Origin of the sequence: Pseudaminobacter soli (ex Li et al. 2025) (genome assembly GCF_029892515.1) — a bacterium.
In the GTDB taxonomy this organism is placed as follows: Bacteria; Pseudomonadota; Alphaproteobacteria; order Rhizobiales; family Rhizobiaceae; genus Pseudaminobacter; species Pseudaminobacter soli_A.
The window spans coordinates 1,986,733-2,003,175 of record NZ_JARXVF010000001.1; the positions used below are offsets into that span (position 1 = coordinate 1,986,733).

Consider the following 16,443-nt stretch of genomic DNA (forward strand, 5'->3'; position numbering starts at 1 on the left):
GTCAAAGCTCTACGTCCTCGGTGAAGCCGTGAACCTGATAGAAATCGCGCAATTCGGCAAGAACAGGATGAGTGAACGCCCGGCGCAGATAGTCGCGGATGCGCGGCAGATGTTTTAGATAGTCCGGCTTGCCGTCGCGGCGGTCGAGCCGAACGAAGATGCCGAGGATCTTCGAATTCCGTTGCGCGGCCATGATGGCATAGGCCTCGGCAAAAGCTTCAGCATCAAAGCCGCCGGCGGCCTGCCGGGCCGCGACATAGGCTTTTGTCGTGGCTGCCTCGATCTGTTCCGGCACGGTCACGCGCGCATCCATGGCGAGCGAGGCGACGTCATAGGCCGAAGGCCCGATCAGCGCGTCCTGGAAATCGATGACGCCCAGCCGGTCGAAACCGCTGCGCTCTGCCCGCCAGATGATATTGGGCGAGTGGAAATCGCGTTGCACGAGGCTTCTTTCGGCGCGCTCAAGCCGGTCGATCAGGGCGTTCCAGAGGCGGCGGAATTCGTCACGCAATCCGGCATCGGCCGGCTTACCGGTCGCCGCCGGCACATACCAGTCGAGCAGCAACTCGACCTCGATCAGCATGGCGTCGCGGTCGAAAGGCGGCACGGTGTGCACGACGCCGGGCGCAACCTCGATGTGGTCCGGCCATGACTTGCCGTGCAGTATGGCGAGCAGCCCGGCAGCGGCGACATAGCGCTCCACCAAGGGCTTACCGTCGTCCAAAAAACCTTCCGAGCCGAGATCCTCGATCAGCAGAAAGCCGTTTTCGAGGTCCTGGGAATAGATCTCCGGCACGCAGACGCCGCCCTCATGCAGCGCGCGATCAAGCGCGACAAAGGCGGCGACGGTGCGCGCGGTGTGGGCGATTTCGGCATAGGCCTTGCCGTCGCGCACGGGCGGGCCCAGCACCAGCTCGGGCGAGTTCATGAGAACGCGGGGCGCCTGGCCTTCGAGCGTCACGATCTCGTAGGAGCGCGCCGAGGCGTCGCCGGTCAGATGCGCGCGCGAGGCCTCGCCCCAGCCGGAACGTTCAAGAAAATCGCGGATGGCGAAGGAACGCGCAATGCGTGTTCCCGCCGCCGCATCCGGCGAGATGATCCGAACACGGCGCCCGGCGCCCTCCTCGGTTAGCTCGACGCGGATGGCGGTTTTCGGCATCCGGTCGCCGGCCTTTTCCGGCCATTCGACAAGGGCCGCGCCCTGCTCCAGCGCGTCGTCGAAGCCGAGCTCGTCGAGCTCTTCCTCGGACGACAGGCGGTAAAGGTCGAAATGCTGGATCGGCAGGCGACCCTCATAGACCTGCACGAGGGTAAAGGTCGGGCTCGGCACTTCGAGTTCGGGATCGCCGGCGAGCGCGCGGATCAGGCTGCGCGCCAGCGTGGTTTTGCCGGTGCCGAGATCGCCATGCAGAGCCAGCACGTCGCCGCGACGCAGGGCCAGCGCCAGGTCCTCGCCCAGACGAAGCGTTGCCCGCTCATCGGGCAAGAAACGCTCAAAAACTGCTTCGGCCATCGAGACCGCTACTCCGCCGCCTGGCGAACGCCGGTCGGGGTGTTGGGAAACAGGCAGATCACGGTGGTGCCGCGATCCGTGCCGGTTTCGATACGCACCGAGCCGCCATGCAGCTCCACAAAGCTCTTCACCACCGACAGGCCGAGGCCCGCGCCGCGCCGCCGGCCGCCATTGGCGCGCTGCTCGAAGCGGCGGAAGACGGTGTCGAGGATTTCCGGCGGCATGCCGGGGCCGTCGTCATGCACGGCGAATTCCACGCCCTGGGCCGTCTGACGGCAGGTGAGCAGGATGGCGCTCGCCTCAGGCGCATAGTTGGCCGCGTTGCTCAGCAGGTTGTAGAGGATCTGGCGGACACGGATCTCGTCGCCATGAAAACTCTGCGGCGCCTGGCTGGAATCGACCGAAAGGCGGATGCCATGCTCCTCGAGCCGGTCGGAGACCAGCTCGGCAGCGGCAGCTATGGTCTGGTCGATGCGCACCTCGGCGACCTCCAGCTCCATAATACCAGCATCCACGGTGGCAAGATCGAGAATGTCGTTCACGATGGTCAAAAGCACCGACGACGACGAGCCTATATGCTCCAGATATTCGCGCTGGCGCGGCGACAGCGGTCCGGTGGTGGGCAGCGCCAAAAGCTCGGTGAAGCCGATGATGTTGGTGAGCGGCGAGCGCAGCTCGTAGGACACGTGCTGGACGAAATCGTTCTTGAGCTGGTCGGCGCGCTCGAGTGCTTCGTTCTTGTCCTTGAAGGCGCGCGCAACGTTGACGCTGTCGGTGACGTCCACAAAGGTGATCATCACCTGCCCGTTCGGCAGGTGGATGACGGCGTAGCGCAGCACGGTGCCGTTGTTCAGCTCGGTCTGGCCGCGACCGTCGCGGCGCTCCTCGTCGAAGCCGGTGACGGCAGCAACGAAATGCGCCCAGGGGCTTTCCTTCGCCAGCGTATCGCATTGGGCCCGGATCGCCGAGATGTGGGCATTGGTGCGCACCAGCTCCGGCGACAGCCCCCAAAGGCTGACAAAGGCCGGATTGGACAGGCGGATACGCCCGTCAGGGCCGAACACGGCAACGCCCTCGGTGAGGTTGTCGAGCGTTTCGCCCTGCACGCGCACGGCGGCATTGTAGCGGCTTTCGAGATTGATCCGCTCGGTCAGATTCTCGAACACCCAGGTGACGCCGCCCTTGGGCTGCGGATTGGCGATGACGCGCAGGGTGCGGCCATCGGGCAGATGCCACCAATGCTCCTGCGACTCGACCGCGCGATAGGCGGCAAGCAGGTTTTCCTTCCAGCGCCGCCATTCCGGTTGCTCGGCGAGCTTGCTCTCGCTGCGCAGGCGGTCGAGCAGCAGGGCATTGTCTGGCGCGCTGTCGAGGAAGCCGACGTCGAGGTCCCACAGCTTCTGGAACGCCTGGTTGAAGAAGCGCAGCTTCTGCTGCTCGTCGAAGATGGCTACCGCCGTCGTCAGCTGGTCGAGCGTATCGGCGTGGCTGCGTACCGCACGCTCATATTCCGCGTGGATGGCCTCGACGCTGCTCATGTCGACGGCGATGCCGGCCGCGCCCTCGGCGCTGGCGAAATCGGTCACCGCGAACATGCGGCGGTCGCCGCCGATCACGGTCGACAGCGTCTGTTCGAAGACGGGGTGGGCTGCATGATGCTGCGCAATCGTCTCGCGCGCCGGGGTGCCCAGGAATTCCTTGCCGTCGCGCAGGACCGCTTCGGGCGTCGCTGCCTCGACAGCCTCGGCATAAGCACGGTTCACCCAGCGCAGCCGGCCATCGGAACTGCGCAGCCAGAACGGCATCTTCAGCGCGTCAACGAGACCGACCACGTTGTCGTAATCGGCGGCCAGCCGCTGGTTATCGAGCTTCAGGCGCGCCCGTTCGCGCTGCGTGTCGGACAGGGAGATGAAGCGCACCAGCGTGTGCGAAGGCGTCTTGCGGCCCTGCACTTCCAGCGGCGCGGAGGTGTGCGTCTCCACGACGAGATCGAACTGGGCGCCCTTTTCGCGCAATCCGGCCACGGCGCGGTCGAGCGCAGCTGCCGAGCGCGGCGTCAGCCAGCGACCGAAGGCCAGGAATGCAGCACGGTCTTCTGGAGCGGCGGTCTCGGCCGGCAGCGCGCCAATCAATTCGGGTTTCTGCCTGTCGGCCCAGACGACGATGCGCTGGTCGCGCAGGTTGAGCAGAGCGTCGGAGCGCTGCAGCGAGGCGTTGAGGTCGCCAATGCGGGTGCGCAGGTCGATGTTCTCGGCGGCAATCCGGCCACGCTCGCGGATCAGCGCCACGGCCGAAAGCAGGGCCGCGCCCATCACGCCGAGGAAAACGGCCAGTTGCATGACATCGACCGCGCCAACCGGCAGGCCGGCGGAAGCAGCGATGGCGGCCTCTTCGGCCCGCGCAAGACCGGCAAGGCTAACGCCGCCCAGAGATGTCGCAGCCAGCAGAACCAGCTTCAGCGAACGCGCAGAAAAGCCCATCCGCCAGGCCTTCGCCCCGGGCAATTTCTCGTTCGAATCCCTGTGGCCGCCGGAAACGGCCTTTCCCGCCTGCAGCGGGTTATCGCCCGGCATGTCTTGTTCCTCTCCGCCGCCGCCTGAATGCAAGACCGCCTCGATGTCAGCCCCTCGCGTCCCGCCCCCGGAGCACGAAACGTCGCGAATCACGGAAACAATAACCCCTGGTCGAATCGTCGTGAAGAAGCTGCGGCGGCAAAAAGAAAGCCGGGCGAAGAGTCAATCGCCCGGCCTCAACATTTAGTATATTGGTTAATTCAAATCAGTATCTGTAGTGCTCAGCCTTGAACGGGCCCTGCGGCGTCACGCCGATATAGGAGGCCTGCTCGTCCGAAAGCTCGGTCAGCTTGGCGCCGAGCTTCTCGAGATGCAGGCGGGCGACCTTCTCGTCGAGGTGCTTGGGCAGAACATAGACCTCGTTCTTGTACTTGCCGCCCTTGGTGTAGAGCTCGATCTGGGCCAGCACCTGGTTGGTGAAGGAAGCCGACATCACGAAGCTCGGATGGCCGGTGGCGTTGCCCAGATTGAGCAGACGGCCTTCCGACAGCAGGATCATGCGCTTGCCACCCGGGAAGGTGATCATATCCACCTGCGGCTTGACGTTGGTCCACTTCAGATTACGAAGTGCCGCGACCTGGATCTCGTTGTCGAAGTGGCCGATGTTGCCGACGATGACCATGTCCTTCATCGCCCGCATATGGTCGAGGGTGACGACGTCCTTGTTGCCGGTGGTGGTGATGACGATGTCGGCGGTCGGCGCCGCGTCCTCGAGCGTAACAACCTCGAAGCCGTCCATGGCTGCCTGCAGCGCGCAGATCGGGTCGACCTCGGTGACCTTGACGCGAGCGCCCGCGCCCTTGAGCGAGGCGGCAGAGCCCTTGCCGACGTCGCCATAACCGCAGACGACGGCGACCTTGCCGGCCATCATGACGTCGGTGCCTCGGCGGATGCCGTCGACCAGCGATTCCTTGCAGCCATACTTGTTGTCGAACTTCGACTTGGTGACGCTGTCGTTGACGTTGATCGCCGGGAAGGGAAGCAGGCCCTTCTTCTGCAGCTGATAGAGGCGGTTGACGCCGGTGGTAGTTTCCTCGGTCACGCCGCGGATCGCCTCGCGCTGCTTGGTGAAGAAGCCCGGGGTCTCGGCCATGCGCTTCTTGATCTGCGCGAACAGGATCTCTTCCTCTTCGCTGCCCGGCTTGGACAGAACGTCCTCACCGGCTTCGGCGCGCGCGCCGAGCAGGATGTACATGGTGGCGTCGCCGCCATCATCGAGGATCATGTTGGAGATGCCGCCATCGGCCCACTGGAAGATCTTGTCGGTGTACTGCCAGTATTCCTCGAGGCTCTCGCCCTTGACCGCGAAGACCGGGATGCCGGCCTCGGCGATGGCCGCAGCGGCGTGGTCCTGGGTGGAGAAGATGTTGCAGGAAGCCCAGCGCAACTCGGCGCCGAGTGCCTTCAGCGTCTCGATCAGCACCGCAGTCTGGATGGTCATGTGCAGCGAGCCGGTGATGCGCGCGCCCTTCAGCGGCTGCTTTTCGCCGAATTCCTCGCGGCAGGCCATCAGGCCGGGCATTTCGGTTTCGGCGATTTCGATTTCCTTGCGGCCCCAGCCGGCAAGCGAAAGATCGGCGACGACGTAGTCCTTGTTACCAGACATGGCTGTGCTCCGGTGTGCGGGTTTATGGACGCACCCCACGCGAGCATGCGCCATCATGCCGGCTGACTAGCAGATCGCCGGCCGAACGACAATGGGATATAAAGAAATCTTTATTCGTGCATGTCCTCGGAGAGGACTGTCACATCTCTTCGCCGAAGCGGTCGGCGACCAGTTCCTCAAGGGCGTCGACGACTTCCCTGGCGTCCGGGCCATTGGCCGTGACGTGGATGCTGCAGCCGGGGCTGGCCGCCAGCATCATCAGCCCCATGATCGAGGTGCCGCCGGCCTTCATGCCGTCCTTCTCGACCACGACGGAAGCCTGATAGCCGCCCGCCACCTGGACGAATTTGGCGGAGGCTCGCGCGTGCAAGCCGCGCTGGTTGATGATGCGAAGTTCGCGGGTGACCGCGCCGTCTGCAGAGAGATCGCTCATTTACTGCTCAGAAGCTGGCTGGCGACATTGATGTATTTGCGACCAGCAGCCTGGGCTTCGTCAAGGGCCAGGCTCATGTCGTCGCTCTTGCGCACGCTGCTCAGCTTGATCAGCATAGGCAGGTTCATGCCGGCGATTACCTCGACACGGCCGGCTTCCATCACCGAAATCGCAAGATTGGAGGGCGTGCCGCCGAACATGTCGGTGAGCACCACGACGCCGCTTCCGGTATCGGTCCTGGCCACCGCCTCGACGATATCGCGGCGGCGCTGCTCCATGTCGTCGTCCGGACCGATGGCGATGGTCTCGAAATAATCCTGAGGTCCGACCACGTGCTCTACGGCGTTGCGGAACTCCGCGGCCAGCCGACCGTGCGTAACGAGCACGAGTCCGATCATTATTCGTTGGCTCCCGTCATGGCCTGTTCACGAGCGCATCCCCGCGCCCGCCTGCCCTTCTTCCCGGGCAGAGGAGCGCTATCTTGTCGACGCGGGTGGCGTTTACAAGCCCTAAAACGCTTTGGCCAAGGCCATTTTGCCGCACAGTGTGACCTATTCTCTACCCGCCTTGACCGAAAGGCGCCAAAGAAAGCCGGGCGGCGATGGCGGCGAGAGCCGGTTCCACCTCGCGCTCGCGCACCGCCAGAAGCGGAAGCCGGCAGCCAGCGATGGTCTCGAAGGCTTCGTCGGGAAGGCGTTCCACTTCGTGCTTGGGCAGGCACCGCACGGCGAGGTCGATGACGGCCGCGGGCTCGAAGGCCAACTTGCTTGGTCCCACGCCATGCACTTCCGCAAGCCCGCTTATCGTGGCGGGCGCCCGGCACAGCAGGCGGCCATCCCTCACAGAAACCAGCACCTGATCATCGGAAACCAGCCGCGCAAGGCGGCCCTCGCCGCCAAAGCACGACAGCAGTGCCAGCGCCAGCGTGCTCTTGCCCGAACCGGAAGGGCCGAGGATCAGAAGGCCGCGATCGCCGATCACCAGCGCCGTGCCATGCAGGTTCGGCGCAGCCACGGTGGTCAGTTCTCAGCCGGCAGGGTTATGACGAAACGCGCGCCCTTGATGTCGCCGGGCTTGACGCCCGCGATGTTCTCGGCCGTCAGAGTACCGCCATGCGCCTCGACGATCTGGCGGCTGATGGACAGGCCCAGGCCCGAGTTCTGGCCGAAGGCCTCGCTCGACGGGCGGTCGGTGTAGAAGCGCTCGAAAATGCGGTCGATATTGTCGGCGCGGATGCCCGGGCCGTTGTCTTCGACGGTGACGATGTTGAATTTGCCGGCCCGTTCCAGCGTGATGGTGATACGGCCGGTATGCTCGGGCACGAAGGAGCGCGCATTCTCGATCAGGTTGGTGACGACCTGGCCGACGCGCAGATCGTGGCCCGAGGTGAAATACCCCTTCGCGCCGTGCGGCAGCTTTTCGACCTTGAACTCGATCTCGACCTTGCGCTTGTGGCGGCCGACGTCCTGCGACACGGCGACGAGATCGCCGATCAGCTTCTTCAGGTCGACCTTGGTGGAATCCTCGCGCACGAGCTCGGCATCGAGACGCGAGGCATCGGAAATGTCGGTGATCAGGCGGTCGAGACGCCTCACATCGTGCTGGATGATTTCCATCAGGCGGTTGCGCGATGCCTCGGTCTTGGCCAGCGGCAGGGTTTCCACGGCGCTGCGCAGCGAGGTCAGCGGGTTCTTCAGCTCGTGCGACACGTCGGCGGCGAAGCTCTCGATGGCCTCGATGCGCGAATAGAGCGAGTTGGTCATGTCGCGTACAGCGACCGAGAGGTTGCCGATCTCGTCCTGGCGATCGGAAAAGTCCGGAATTTCCTCGCGGTTCTTGATGCTGCGGCGCACCCGCACCGCCGCCGCCGAAAGCCGGCGCAGCGGATTGGCGATGGTCGAGGCGAGCAGCATGGACAGGATCGCCATGACGAGTGCTGCAATACCGAAGACGCGCAGGATGGCCTTGCGCTCGGCAGCGACGATCTTGTCGATGTCGCCCCCCTCGGTCGACAGCATCAGCACGCCGAGAACGGCGCGAAAACGCTGGATGGGAACGGCGACCGAAACGATTTGCTCGCCCTGCTCGCTGATGCGAACCACCGTGGAGGGGCTGCCCGTCAGCCCGCTCATGACTTCCGGGAATGCGGCGCCGTTACCGCCGGGCTGTTCCTTGTAGACCGGCAGCTCGTTTCCACGGAACAGGTCGAAGACGTACTTCTCGATCTTCTCAATCGTGCTCGGATCTTCCTCGGCCACCGGCGGCAGGTCGTAGCGGAGGATCTGGCCGCGCGAATATAGATGGCGGGAGTCCAGAAGCAGGTTCGCGTCGCGGTCGTAGATGCGCGCGCGGGTGCGGGTCGGCGAGATCAGCCGCCGCAGCACGGGGGCGACGCGCTCGGGATTGATCGGGAAATCGAGGCTGTCGAGCTGGTCGGAGCCGGGGCCGAGGCTCTCGCCGGCCTGTAGCTCGAGCAGCTTTTCGGGGTCGATGCTGATGGAATCGGTCTCGACCGTGGCCGAGCCCGCGATCGCGCCGGCGATGATCTCGCCCTGCGTCATCAGGCTTTCGACGCGGGCGTCGATCAGCCCGTCGCGGAAGGTGTTGAGATAGAGGATGCCCGCAACCAGAACCGCAAGTCCGGCGAGGTTGAGGAACAGGATGCGGCGGGTGAGGCTCGAAAAGACGTGGTGGCCCAGGAAGCGCCTGAGCCGCACGGTGATCTTCGACAGAAACGCGGGAACCGGCGCACGCAATCTGCGCGAGGCCTCCAACGGTTTCTTCAGATCAATCTCCATGGCCATTCAGGCACAAATCCCTGGAGCCCCAATATCGCCGAGGGCATCGGCCGGCTCCGGCTCACTCGCTAGTGGTTACGCCTCTCGGAAGCGGTAGCCGACGCCATACAGGGTTTCGATCATCTCGAAATCGTCGTCGACTGCCTTGAACTTCTTGCGCAGGCGCTTGATGTGGCTGTCGATGGTGCGGTCGTCAACATAAACTTGCTCATCATAGGCCGAATCCATCAGCGCATCACGACTTTTCACGACGCCGGGGCGCTGGGCAAGGGCATGCAGGATGAGGAATTCGGTGACGGTGAGCGTGACCGGCTCGCCCTTCCAGGTGCAGGTGTGGCGCTCCTGGTCCATCACCAGCTGGCCGCGTTCGAGCGAGCGGGACTGCTGGCTGGGCGCCTTGGCGGCGGCGTCGCGGGCGCTTGCCCGACGCAGCACCGCCTTGACGCGCTCGACCAGCAGACGCTGCGAGAAGGGTTTGCGGATGAAATCGTCGGCGCCCATCTTGAGGCCGAACAGCTCGTCGATCTCGTCATCCTTCGAGGTGAGGAAGATAACTGGCAGATCGGTCTTCTGGCGCAGGCGGCGCAGCAGTTCCATGCCATCCATGCGCGGCATCTTGATGTCGAGGATCGCCAGATTCGGCGGACGCGCCGACAGTCCCTCGAGCGCCGAGGCACCATCGGTGTATGTTTCGACGCGATAGCCTTCGGATTCCAGTGCTATCGACACTGAAGTCAGAATATTGCGGTCGTCGTCGACAAGCGCGATTGTTGCCATATCAAGCGGCTCCCTCATGGGCTTGTGTCCCTATCCTGTGGCGGAAAGGGGTATTGCAGGACAAATTGGGTACAAAATGTGGCATAGAAACCGGCCCTTGTCACAGGGCGCCTGCACTTTTCGGTTCAGCCCGGCGCTTCAGTCGCACCCATGCCCAAGATAGGTAATTGCCTGCTTGCTACGCAAGGCTTGGCCTTCATAAACAGTTTTAAACGATTTAAAAAATATTCAAAATCTTTAAATCGATTAATGATTTGAAATCGCTATTCTTTTCTGGTTCTGAGCGGCTTCGTCCTACATAATTGGGACATGTGACGTTCGGCGATCTGTCCGGGCACTGGCGACAATGCATATTGGAGGAACCGCCGAATGAGTGAAATCGGCAAACGAAATCCGACCCTTGGGCTCGACAAGAGCGGCCTAAAAACCTCAGGCAAGGTCCACTACAACCTCGGCGCAGCGGACCTCTACGAAGAGGCAATTCGTCGCGGCGAGGCCAGGCTGACCGCGCATGGCGCGCTGGTCGCCGATACCGGCCAGTACACCGGCCGTTCGCCCAAGGACAAGTTCGTCGTCCGTGACGAGAACACCGAAGCCCAGGTCTGGTGGGACAATAACAATGCGATGACGCGGGCGCAATTCGATGCCCTGCACGCCGACTTCCTGGCCCATGCGGCTGAAAAGGATCTCTTCGTTCAGGACCTGATCGGCGGCGCCGACCGTTCGCTTAGCCTGCCGACGCGCGTCGTCACCGAATATGCCTGGCATTCGCTGTTCATCCGCAATCTGCTCATCCGTCCCGAAGAGGCCGAGCTGGCCGGCTTCGTTCCCGAGATGACGATCATCGACCTGCCCTCCTTCCGCGCCGACACGGCCCGTCACGGCGGCCGCAGCGAAACGCTGATCGCCGTCGACCTGGAGCGCAAGATCGTGCTGATCGGCGGCACGAAATATGCCGGCGAGATGAAGAAGTCCGTCTTCACCGCGCTCAACTACATCCTGCCGGCCAAGGGCGTGATGCCGATGCACTGCTCGGCCAATGAAGGCCCCGACGGCGACGCCGCGATCTTCTTCGGCCTCTCCGGCACCGGCAAGACCACGCTCTCGGCCGACCCCAAGCGCACGCTGATCGGCGACGACGAGCATGGCTGGGGCCCGGACGGCATCTTCAACTTCGAGGGCGGCTGCTACGCCAAGACGATCCGGCTTTCGGCTGAAGCCGAACCGGAGATCTTCGCCACGACGCGGCGCTTCGGCACCGTGCTGGAGAACGTCATCCTCGACGACAACCGCGTGCCGGATTTCGACGACGGCTCGCGCACCGAAAACACCCGTTGCGCCTACCCGCTGCATTATATTCCCAATGCCAGCGCCACCGGCCGCGCCTCTCATCCCAAGAACATCATCATGCTGACGGCAGACGCCTTCGGCGTGATGCCGCCGATCGCCAAGCTGACGCCGGCGCAGGCCATGTACCACTTCCTGTCGGGCTACACGGCCAAGGTTGCCGGCACCGAGCGCGGCGTGACCGAACCGGAAGCGACCTTCTCGACCTGCTTCGGCGCGCCCTTCATGCCGCGGCATCCGTCGGAATACGGCAACCTGCTGCGCGAGCTGATCGCCGAGCACGGCGTCGACTGCTGGCTGGTCAACACCGGCTGGACCGGCGGCGCCTATGGCATCGGCAAGCGCATGCCGATCAAGGCCACGCGCGCTTTGCTTTCGGCAGCTCTGGACGGCTCGCTCAACAGCGTCGAGTTCCGCACCGACCCGAATTTCGGCTTTGCCGTACCGGTAGCCGTGCCGGGCGTCGACACCTCGATCCTCGATCCGCGCTCGACCTGGGCCGACCGCGAAGCCTATGACCGCCAGGCGCGCAAGCTCGTCGGCATGTTCATCGACAGTTTCGCAAAGTTCGAATCCCACGTCGATGCAACCGTGCTGGGCGCGGCTCCGCGCATACAGGACGCCGCCGAATAAAATTCTGGCAGGGACGGACGCGAAAAGGCCCGGCAAACGCCGGGCCTTTTCTTTTTCGCCGCCACGCGGCATCACTAGCCCATGAACGCAGACGAAAAGATCATTATTGCCAATGGCGTCGTCATCCATCCCGACGACATCGAGGAGAGCTTTATCCGCTCCTCCGGCCCGGGCGGCCAGAACGTCAACAAGGTGGCGACGGCGGTGCAACTGCGCTTCGACGCGGCAAACGCGCCCGGCCTGCCCGAGCGCGTGCGCGAGCGCACCATAAAATTCGCCGGGCAGAAGGCGACCAAGGACGGCGTGATCGTCATCGAGGCCGGCCGCTTCCGCACGCAGGAGCAAAACCGCGCCGATGCCCGCGCCAGGCTGACAGCGCTGGTGGCCAAGGCGGCAGAGCCTCCACCCCCGCCGCGCAAGAAGACGAAGCCGTCCAAGGGCGCGGTGGAGCGCCGGTTGAAGACGAAGGCCGGACGCTCCACGGTGAAAAAGCTGCGCGGCAGGGTCGACAGCGACTAGTTCGGAAGCATCTCACGCCTCATCGGTTTCGGGTGACAACCGCAGGGCCTTCCTGCCATGCCGACTTTCGATTGATTGCCAGCGGCGCGAAGCCAGCCGATTTCGCTTCACTGCGCCGAACCGCGACCTATCATCTTCAGGAACCGGATCGGAAAGACCATGTTCGTCCTGCCGCCAGGCGTAAAACACCTTCCAGGCTATCTCGACCGCCCCGCGCAGGAGGCGTTGGTGGAAGACATCCGCGCCGTGGTGCAGGCCGCTCCGCTCTACGTGCCGACCATGCCCGGCACCGGCAAGGAGATGAGCGTGGGCATGACCAATTGCGGCTCGCTCGGCTGGGTTACGGACCGCGAGCGCGGCTATCGCTACCAGCCCACCCACCCGGAGACTGGCCTCCCCTGGCCGCCGATCCCCAAATCCCTGCTGGGCATCTGGGATGAGGTGTCGGGCTATCCAGCGCCGCCGGAGGCTTGCCTCGTCAATTTTTACACAGAGACCGCCAAGATGGGCCTGCACCAGGACCGCGACGAGGCCGAGCTTGGCGCGCCTGTGGTCTCGGTCTCGCTCGGCGATGCCTGCCTGTTCCGCGTCGGCGGCACGACACGCGCCGCGCCCACCGTCTCGTTTCGCCTCGAAAGCGGCGACCTGGTTATCCTCGGCGGCGAAGGCCGGCTGAGCTATCACGGCGTCGACCGCATCTATCCGGCAACCTCGACGCTTCTGAAGAATGGCGGCCGGATCAATCTGACGCTGCGGCGGGTGACGGAACCTCTGTGAAGGCCGGACCGCGCTCGACTGATGTGCCGGGTCTCCAAATCCGCAGACCGGCGCGACGCAGTGCGAGGAGGAAAACACCCAAAATAACGACCGAAGCGATCGGCACATTGAAGTAGCCGAGCGGCATCATGATAGTCGGCAGAAGCATTGCGACCGCCAAGAGCGTCGTCTCCCTGCTGGAAGTCGCCGAGCCCTGCCTGTTGTCGACGGCCAGAAGCGCGAGCGGGGCTGCAAACAGGCCCAGATCGTATGTGAGGGCATAAGGCGTGATCAGGAACAAGCCAATGAGGAGCAGGTTGGCGCGATCCTGCGCCTGCTTGGCGCTAAAGAAGGCCCAGATCGTGACAGCAGCTACGGGGACCGCTACCACCAGATGGAAAAGGAGCGCCAAATCCGTTTCGACCCCTGAATTCCGCGACGTTCCATAGACTGACGGCAGCATCGCCGTGAAGGTGTCTTCCAGTTCCCGCATGACAAACGCCTGGTAGGGCAAGACCTCATTCACATAGCCTTTCCACGCATCGATCCCGAAAATGGCAGCCGAGAGCCCGACCAGCGCCACGGCTGTCGTGCCAGCGCTGGCGATCATCGACCAGCGTCGCTCCGCCAGTAGGAGGAACGGGAACAACAAACCAAGCTGCGGCTTGATCGTGAGGACGCCAAGCAGGACTCCCGCCAACACAGGTCTCCTCTCGCGCAGCGCCAGCGCGCCAAGCGCCAGGCCGGCAGACAGGAAGCCGTTCTGGGCGACCCAGAAATTATGGGCGACAAAGGGACCCACCGCCACCCATGTCATGACGTTACCGCGCCCTACGAATTCGCGAAGCGCCCATACGAACAGGGCAGCGGTCGAGCCAAGAAACAGCATCATGGCGGCCTCATAGCCAAAGAAGCCGAGCGGCCATACGAGCAGCAGATAGTGTGGCGGATAGCTCCAGTTGTGCCAGGGAAAGCTGTTTCCGAAAGCGGCCTGGAGATGCTGGAAATAGACGGGTTGAGGGCCGAAGAGATCCATCACCTGACCGCTGAGGGTCAATTTTCCCGCCATCCAGTAGTTCGCAAAATCCTTGTCTGCAAACCAGGCCGGGGTTTCAGGCGACAGAAAAGCCCAAATAACGACGATCGCATGCTTGCATATCAATGCGATCGCAGAAAGCGCTACAAGTCGATAGAGTGGATCTATTCCGCGCAGGTCATGCAATGGTACAACAACTCCAAGGCATGCCGATACTTATTGAAATTCTTTAAGGAAGCGAAAAGAGCGGCAGTTGACCTGCTCAGAGCTTCCTCAGCGCCACTTCCACGACGCGGTGATCTGGCCCCTTGCGCAGGATCAGGTCGGCGCGCGGGCGGGTGGGCAGGATGTTCTCGCGCAAATTCTTCAGGTTGATGTTGCTCCACAGCCCTTCAGCGATGGCGTTGGCGGCATCTTCCGACAACTGCGAGTAACGGTGGAAGAAGGATTCCGGGTTGCGGAAGGCCGTCTCCCTCAACCGCATGAAGCGCTTGATATACCAGGCGTGGATGAGCTCTTCCTCGGCGTCGATATAGATCGAAAAATCAAAGAAATCAGACAGGAACGGCACGAACTTGCCATCCTTCGGCAAGTCGCGCGGCTGGAGCACATTGAGCCCCTCAAAGATGAGGATATCAGGCCGGTCGACGGTGATATATTCGCCCGGCATTACGTCATAGGTCAGGTGCGAGTAGAGCGGCGCACGCACATTGGGCTCGCCCGACTTGATCGCCGAGAGAAACCGTAGGAGCGCACCTACATCGTAGCTGTCGGGAAAGCCCTTGCGCTCCATCAGGTTCTCGCGCCGCAGCACCTCGTTGGGGAGCAGAAAGCCGTCGGTGGTGACGAGATCGACCTTGGGGCTCGACGGCCAGCGCGCCAGAAGCTCCTTCAGAACGCGGGCGGTGGTCGACTTGCCCACGGCCACGGAACCCGCCATGCCGATGATGTAAGGAGTCTTGGCAACCTCATCGGAGCCGAAAAAATTCTTGCGCTGGCGGTAGAGAAGCTGGCTCGCCTCGACATGGGCCGACAAGAGCCGCGACAGCGACAGGTAGATGCGGCTCACCTCGTCGAGGTCGATCGGATCGTAGAGTGAGCTCAGCCGCCGGACTTCGTCTTCGCTCAGCGTCAGGGGCGTGTCGGCCCGAAATTCCGCCCATCGCTCCGCCGTAAAAAACCGGTAGGGGGAATATTTCATGGTCGGAGCGAGTTGATCCATCGCCTACCCTCCACGGTCAGCCTTTGCTGCGTGATGCCTTTTCGGCAATGCCGGATTGGGCCGTCCGCCGTTCGAGCTCCTCCAGCACGTCCGACAAGGGCACGCCCGCGATCGTCAGCACGACCATCCAATGATAGAGAAGATCGGCACTTTCGGAAACGAGCTCACTGGTGTCGCCCTTCACCGCGGCGATGACAGTTTCCACCGCCTCCTCGCCGAGTTTTTGAGCCGCCTTATTCATGCCGCGCGCATAGAGCTTCGCAGTCCAGGAATCGGCATCGCCGGAGCGGGCCCGCTCGGCAACGATGCGTTCGAGATCGTTGAGGGAAAACCCGGTCATTCGCGTTCTTCGCGTTTAGGCATCAAAAATCAGGCGGCGCTGTCGAGCCGCATCGGCAGACCTGCTTTTGCCATGTAGGCCTTGGCCTGCGCAATGGTGTAGGTGCCGAAATGGAAAATCGAGGCCGCCAGAACCGCGCTGGCATGGCCGTCGCGAATGCCTTCGACCAGATGATCCAGCGTGCCGACACCACCCGAGGCGATGACCGGCGCGCGTACCGCATCCGCAATCGCGCGGGTCAGGGTAATGTCGTAGCCGGCCTTGGTGCCGTCGCGGTCCATCGAGGTAAGCAGGATTTCGCCGGCACCGAGATCAACGACCTTTTGGGCGAATTCGATCGCATCGATGCCGGTTTTTTCACGGCCGCCATGGGTAAAAATCTCCCAGCGGTCCGCCTCCCCCTGTGCTGACACTTTCTTCGCGTCGATGGCCACCACGATGCACTGGTTGCCGAACTTGTCGGCGGCTTCGGCGACGAAATCCGGATTCTTCACCGCCGCCGTGTTGATCGACACCTTGTCGGCGCCAGCCAGAAGCAGCTTGCGAATGTCGGACACCTGGCGCACGCCGCCGCCCACGGTCAGCGGCATGAAGCACTGTTCGGCCGTGCGTGCGATGACGTCGAAAATGGTCTCGCGATTGTCCGATGACGCAGTGATGTCGAGGAAGCAAAGCTCGTCGGCGCCGGCGGCGTCATAGGCCCTCGCCGCCTCGACCGGATCGCCGGCGTCGATCAAGTCAACAAAATTGACGCCCTTGACGACGCGGCCGTCCTTTACGTCGAGGCAGGGAATTACGCGGGCTTTGAGAGTCAAAGGACGGCCTCCTTATTGATTTGCGCGTCCTCGCCGCTACGCGGCTGCGGGCGACGCGGGCCGTCCTTTACGTCC

The 16,443-nt window shown here is 63.2% G+C and carries 15 protein-coding genes; 3 read left to right on the top strand and 12 right to left on the bottom strand.

The features are described from left to right. Position 1 precedes the first annotated feature (1 nt). The 8 genes from tsaE to M2281_RS09490 form a co-directional block, all read right to left on the bottom strand. Positions 2-1,513 (bottom strand): tRNA (adenosine(37)-N6)-threonylcarbamoyltransferase complex ATPase subunit type 1 TsaE, encoded by a 1,512-nt coding sequence (tsaE, locus tag M2281_RS09455; RefSeq protein ID WP_280820800.1) that lies wholly within the window; start codon positions 1,511-1,513, stop codon positions 2-4. 8 nt (positions 1,514-1,521) lie between these two features. Beyond that, a complete protein-coding gene (locus tag M2281_RS09460; protein WP_280820802.1) occupies positions 1,522-4,086 on the bottom strand; it encodes a sensor histidine kinase in 2,565 nt (854 codons plus the stop codon). Between the two features lie 205 nt (positions 4,087-4,291). After that, positions 4,292-5,692 (bottom strand): adenosylhomocysteinase, encoded by a 1,401-nt coding sequence (gene ahcY, locus M2281_RS09465; RefSeq protein WP_280820803.1) that lies wholly within the window; start codon positions 5,690-5,692, stop codon positions 4,292-4,294. A gap of 139 nt (positions 5,693-5,831) precedes the next feature. Beyond that, positions 5,832-6,125 (bottom strand): HPr family phosphocarrier protein, encoded by a 294-nt coding sequence (locus M2281_RS09470; RefSeq protein WP_280820804.1) that lies wholly within the window; start codon positions 6,123-6,125, stop codon positions 5,832-5,834. Further along, positions 6,122-6,523 carry a PTS sugar transporter subunit IIA gene (locus M2281_RS09475; RefSeq protein WP_280820805.1) on the bottom strand — a complete coding sequence of 134 codons (402 nt, stop codon included), beginning with the start codon at positions 6,521-6,523 and terminating at the stop codon, positions 6,122-6,124. The genes M2281_RS09470 and M2281_RS09475 overlap by 4 nt, the downstream gene beginning before the upstream one ends. Before the next feature lie 160 nt (positions 6,524-6,683). After that, on the bottom strand, positions 6,684-7,139 hold the full coding sequence (locus M2281_RS09480; RefSeq protein ID WP_280820806.1) for an HPr kinase/phosphorylase: 456 nt from the start codon (positions 7,137-7,139) through the stop codon (positions 6,684-6,686). A gap of 5 nt (positions 7,140-7,144) precedes the next feature. After that, positions 7,145-8,929 carry a sensor histidine kinase gene (locus M2281_RS09485; RefSeq protein WP_280820807.1) on the bottom strand — a complete coding sequence of 595 codons (1,785 nt, stop codon included), beginning with the start codon at positions 8,927-8,929 and terminating at the stop codon, positions 7,145-7,147. A 69-nt stretch (positions 8,930-8,998) separates the two neighbouring features. Further along, complete coding sequence (locus M2281_RS09490; protein WP_280820808.1) at positions 8,999-9,700, bottom strand: response regulator transcription factor; 702 nt, start codon at positions 9,698-9,700, stop codon at positions 8,999-9,001. Positions 9,701-10,069: 369 nt separating this feature from the next. Here M2281_RS09490 and M2281_RS09495 point away from each other — a divergent pair, with 369 nt between their 5' ends. From M2281_RS09495 to M2281_RS09505, 3 genes are all read left to right on the top strand, one after another. After that, complete coding sequence (locus M2281_RS09495; RefSeq protein ID WP_280820809.1) at positions 10,070-11,680, top strand: phosphoenolpyruvate carboxykinase; 1,611 nt, start codon at positions 10,070-10,072, stop codon at positions 11,678-11,680. 81 nt (positions 11,681-11,761) lie between these two features. Next, the gene (gene arfB, locus M2281_RS09500) at positions 11,762-12,199 is read left to right on the top strand and encodes an alternative ribosome rescue aminoacyl-tRNA hydrolase ArfB (RefSeq protein WP_280820810.1); all 438 of its coding nucleotides are present in this window, start codon (positions 11,762-11,764) and stop codon (positions 12,197-12,199) included. A gap of 159 nt (positions 12,200-12,358) precedes the next feature. Then, on the top strand, positions 12,359-12,976 hold the full coding sequence (locus tag M2281_RS09505; RefSeq protein ID WP_280820811.1) for an alpha-ketoglutarate-dependent dioxygenase AlkB family protein: 618 nt from the start codon (positions 12,359-12,361) through the stop codon (positions 12,974-12,976). Here M2281_RS09505 and M2281_RS09510 read toward each other — a convergent pair. The 4 genes from M2281_RS09510 to hisF form a co-directional block, all read right to left on the bottom strand. Next, entirely contained in the window at positions 12,939-14,012 is a 1,074-nt protein-coding gene (locus tag M2281_RS09510) for a glycosyltransferase family 87 protein (RefSeq protein ID WP_280820812.1), read from the bottom strand. The genes M2281_RS09505 and M2281_RS09510 overlap by 38 nt on opposite strands. Positions 14,013-14,253: 241 nt before the next feature. Continuing rightward, positions 14,254-15,213 (bottom strand): type I pantothenate kinase, encoded by a 960-nt coding sequence (gene coaA, locus M2281_RS09515; protein ID WP_280820813.1) that lies wholly within the window; start codon positions 15,211-15,213, stop codon positions 14,254-14,256. A gap of 16 nt (positions 15,214-15,229) precedes the next feature. Next, positions 15,230-15,553 carry a phosphoribosyl-ATP diphosphatase gene (locus M2281_RS09520; RefSeq protein ID WP_280820814.1) on the bottom strand — a complete coding sequence of 108 codons (324 nt, stop codon included), beginning with the start codon at positions 15,551-15,553 and terminating at the stop codon, positions 15,230-15,232. A gap of 29 nt (positions 15,554-15,582) precedes the next feature. Next, positions 15,583-16,368 (bottom strand): imidazole glycerol phosphate synthase subunit HisF, encoded by a 786-nt coding sequence (hisF, locus tag M2281_RS09525; protein ID WP_280820815.1) that lies wholly within the window; start codon positions 16,366-16,368, stop codon positions 15,583-15,585. Positions 16,369-16,443 lie beyond the last annotated feature (75 nt).

Bases quoted from the DNA above. Each gene is read 5' to 3' on its own strand.
- M2281_RS09485 (WP_280820807.1), bottom strand. From the start codon at position 8,929: ATGGCCATGGAGATTGATCTGAAGAAACCGTTGGAGGCCTCGCGCAGA.
- M2281_RS09495 (WP_280820809.1), top strand. From the start codon at position 10,070: ATGAGTGAAATCGGCAAACGAAATCCGACCCTTGGGCTCGACAAGAGC.
- M2281_RS09505 (WP_280820811.1), top strand. From the start codon at position 12,359: ATGTTCGTCCTGCCGCCAGGCGTAAAACACCTTCCAGGCTATCTCGAC.
- coaA (WP_280820813.1), bottom strand. From the start codon at position 15,213: ATGGATCAACTCGCTCCGACCATGAAATATTCCCCCTACCGGTTTTTT.
- tsaE (WP_280820800.1), bottom strand. From the start codon at position 1,513: ATGGCCGAAGCAGTTTTTGAGCGTTTCTTGCCCGATGAGCGGGCAACG.
- M2281_RS09475 (WP_280820805.1), bottom strand. From the start codon at position 6,523: ATGATCGGACTCGTGCTCGTTACGCACGGTCGGCTGGCCGCGGAGTTC.
- M2281_RS09520 (WP_280820814.1), bottom strand. From the start codon at position 15,553: ATGACCGGGTTTTCCCTCAACGATCTCGAACGCATCGTTGCCGAGCGG.
- M2281_RS09490 (WP_280820808.1), bottom strand. From the start codon at position 9,700: ATGGCAACAATCGCGCTTGTCGACGACGACCGCAATATTCTGACTTCA.
- M2281_RS09460 (WP_280820802.1), bottom strand. From the start codon at position 4,086: ATGCCGGGCGATAACCCGCTGCAGGCGGGAAAGGCCGTTTCCGGCGGC.
- M2281_RS09470 (WP_280820804.1), bottom strand. From the start codon at position 6,125: ATGAGCGATCTCTCTGCAGACGGCGCGGTCACCCGCGAACTTCGCATC.
- arfB (WP_280820810.1), top strand. From the start codon at position 11,762: ATGAACGCAGACGAAAAGATCATTATTGCCAATGGCGTCGTCATCCAT.
- ahcY (WP_280820803.1), bottom strand. From the start codon at position 5,692: ATGTCTGGTAACAAGGACTACGTCGTCGCCGATCTTTCGCTTGCCGGC.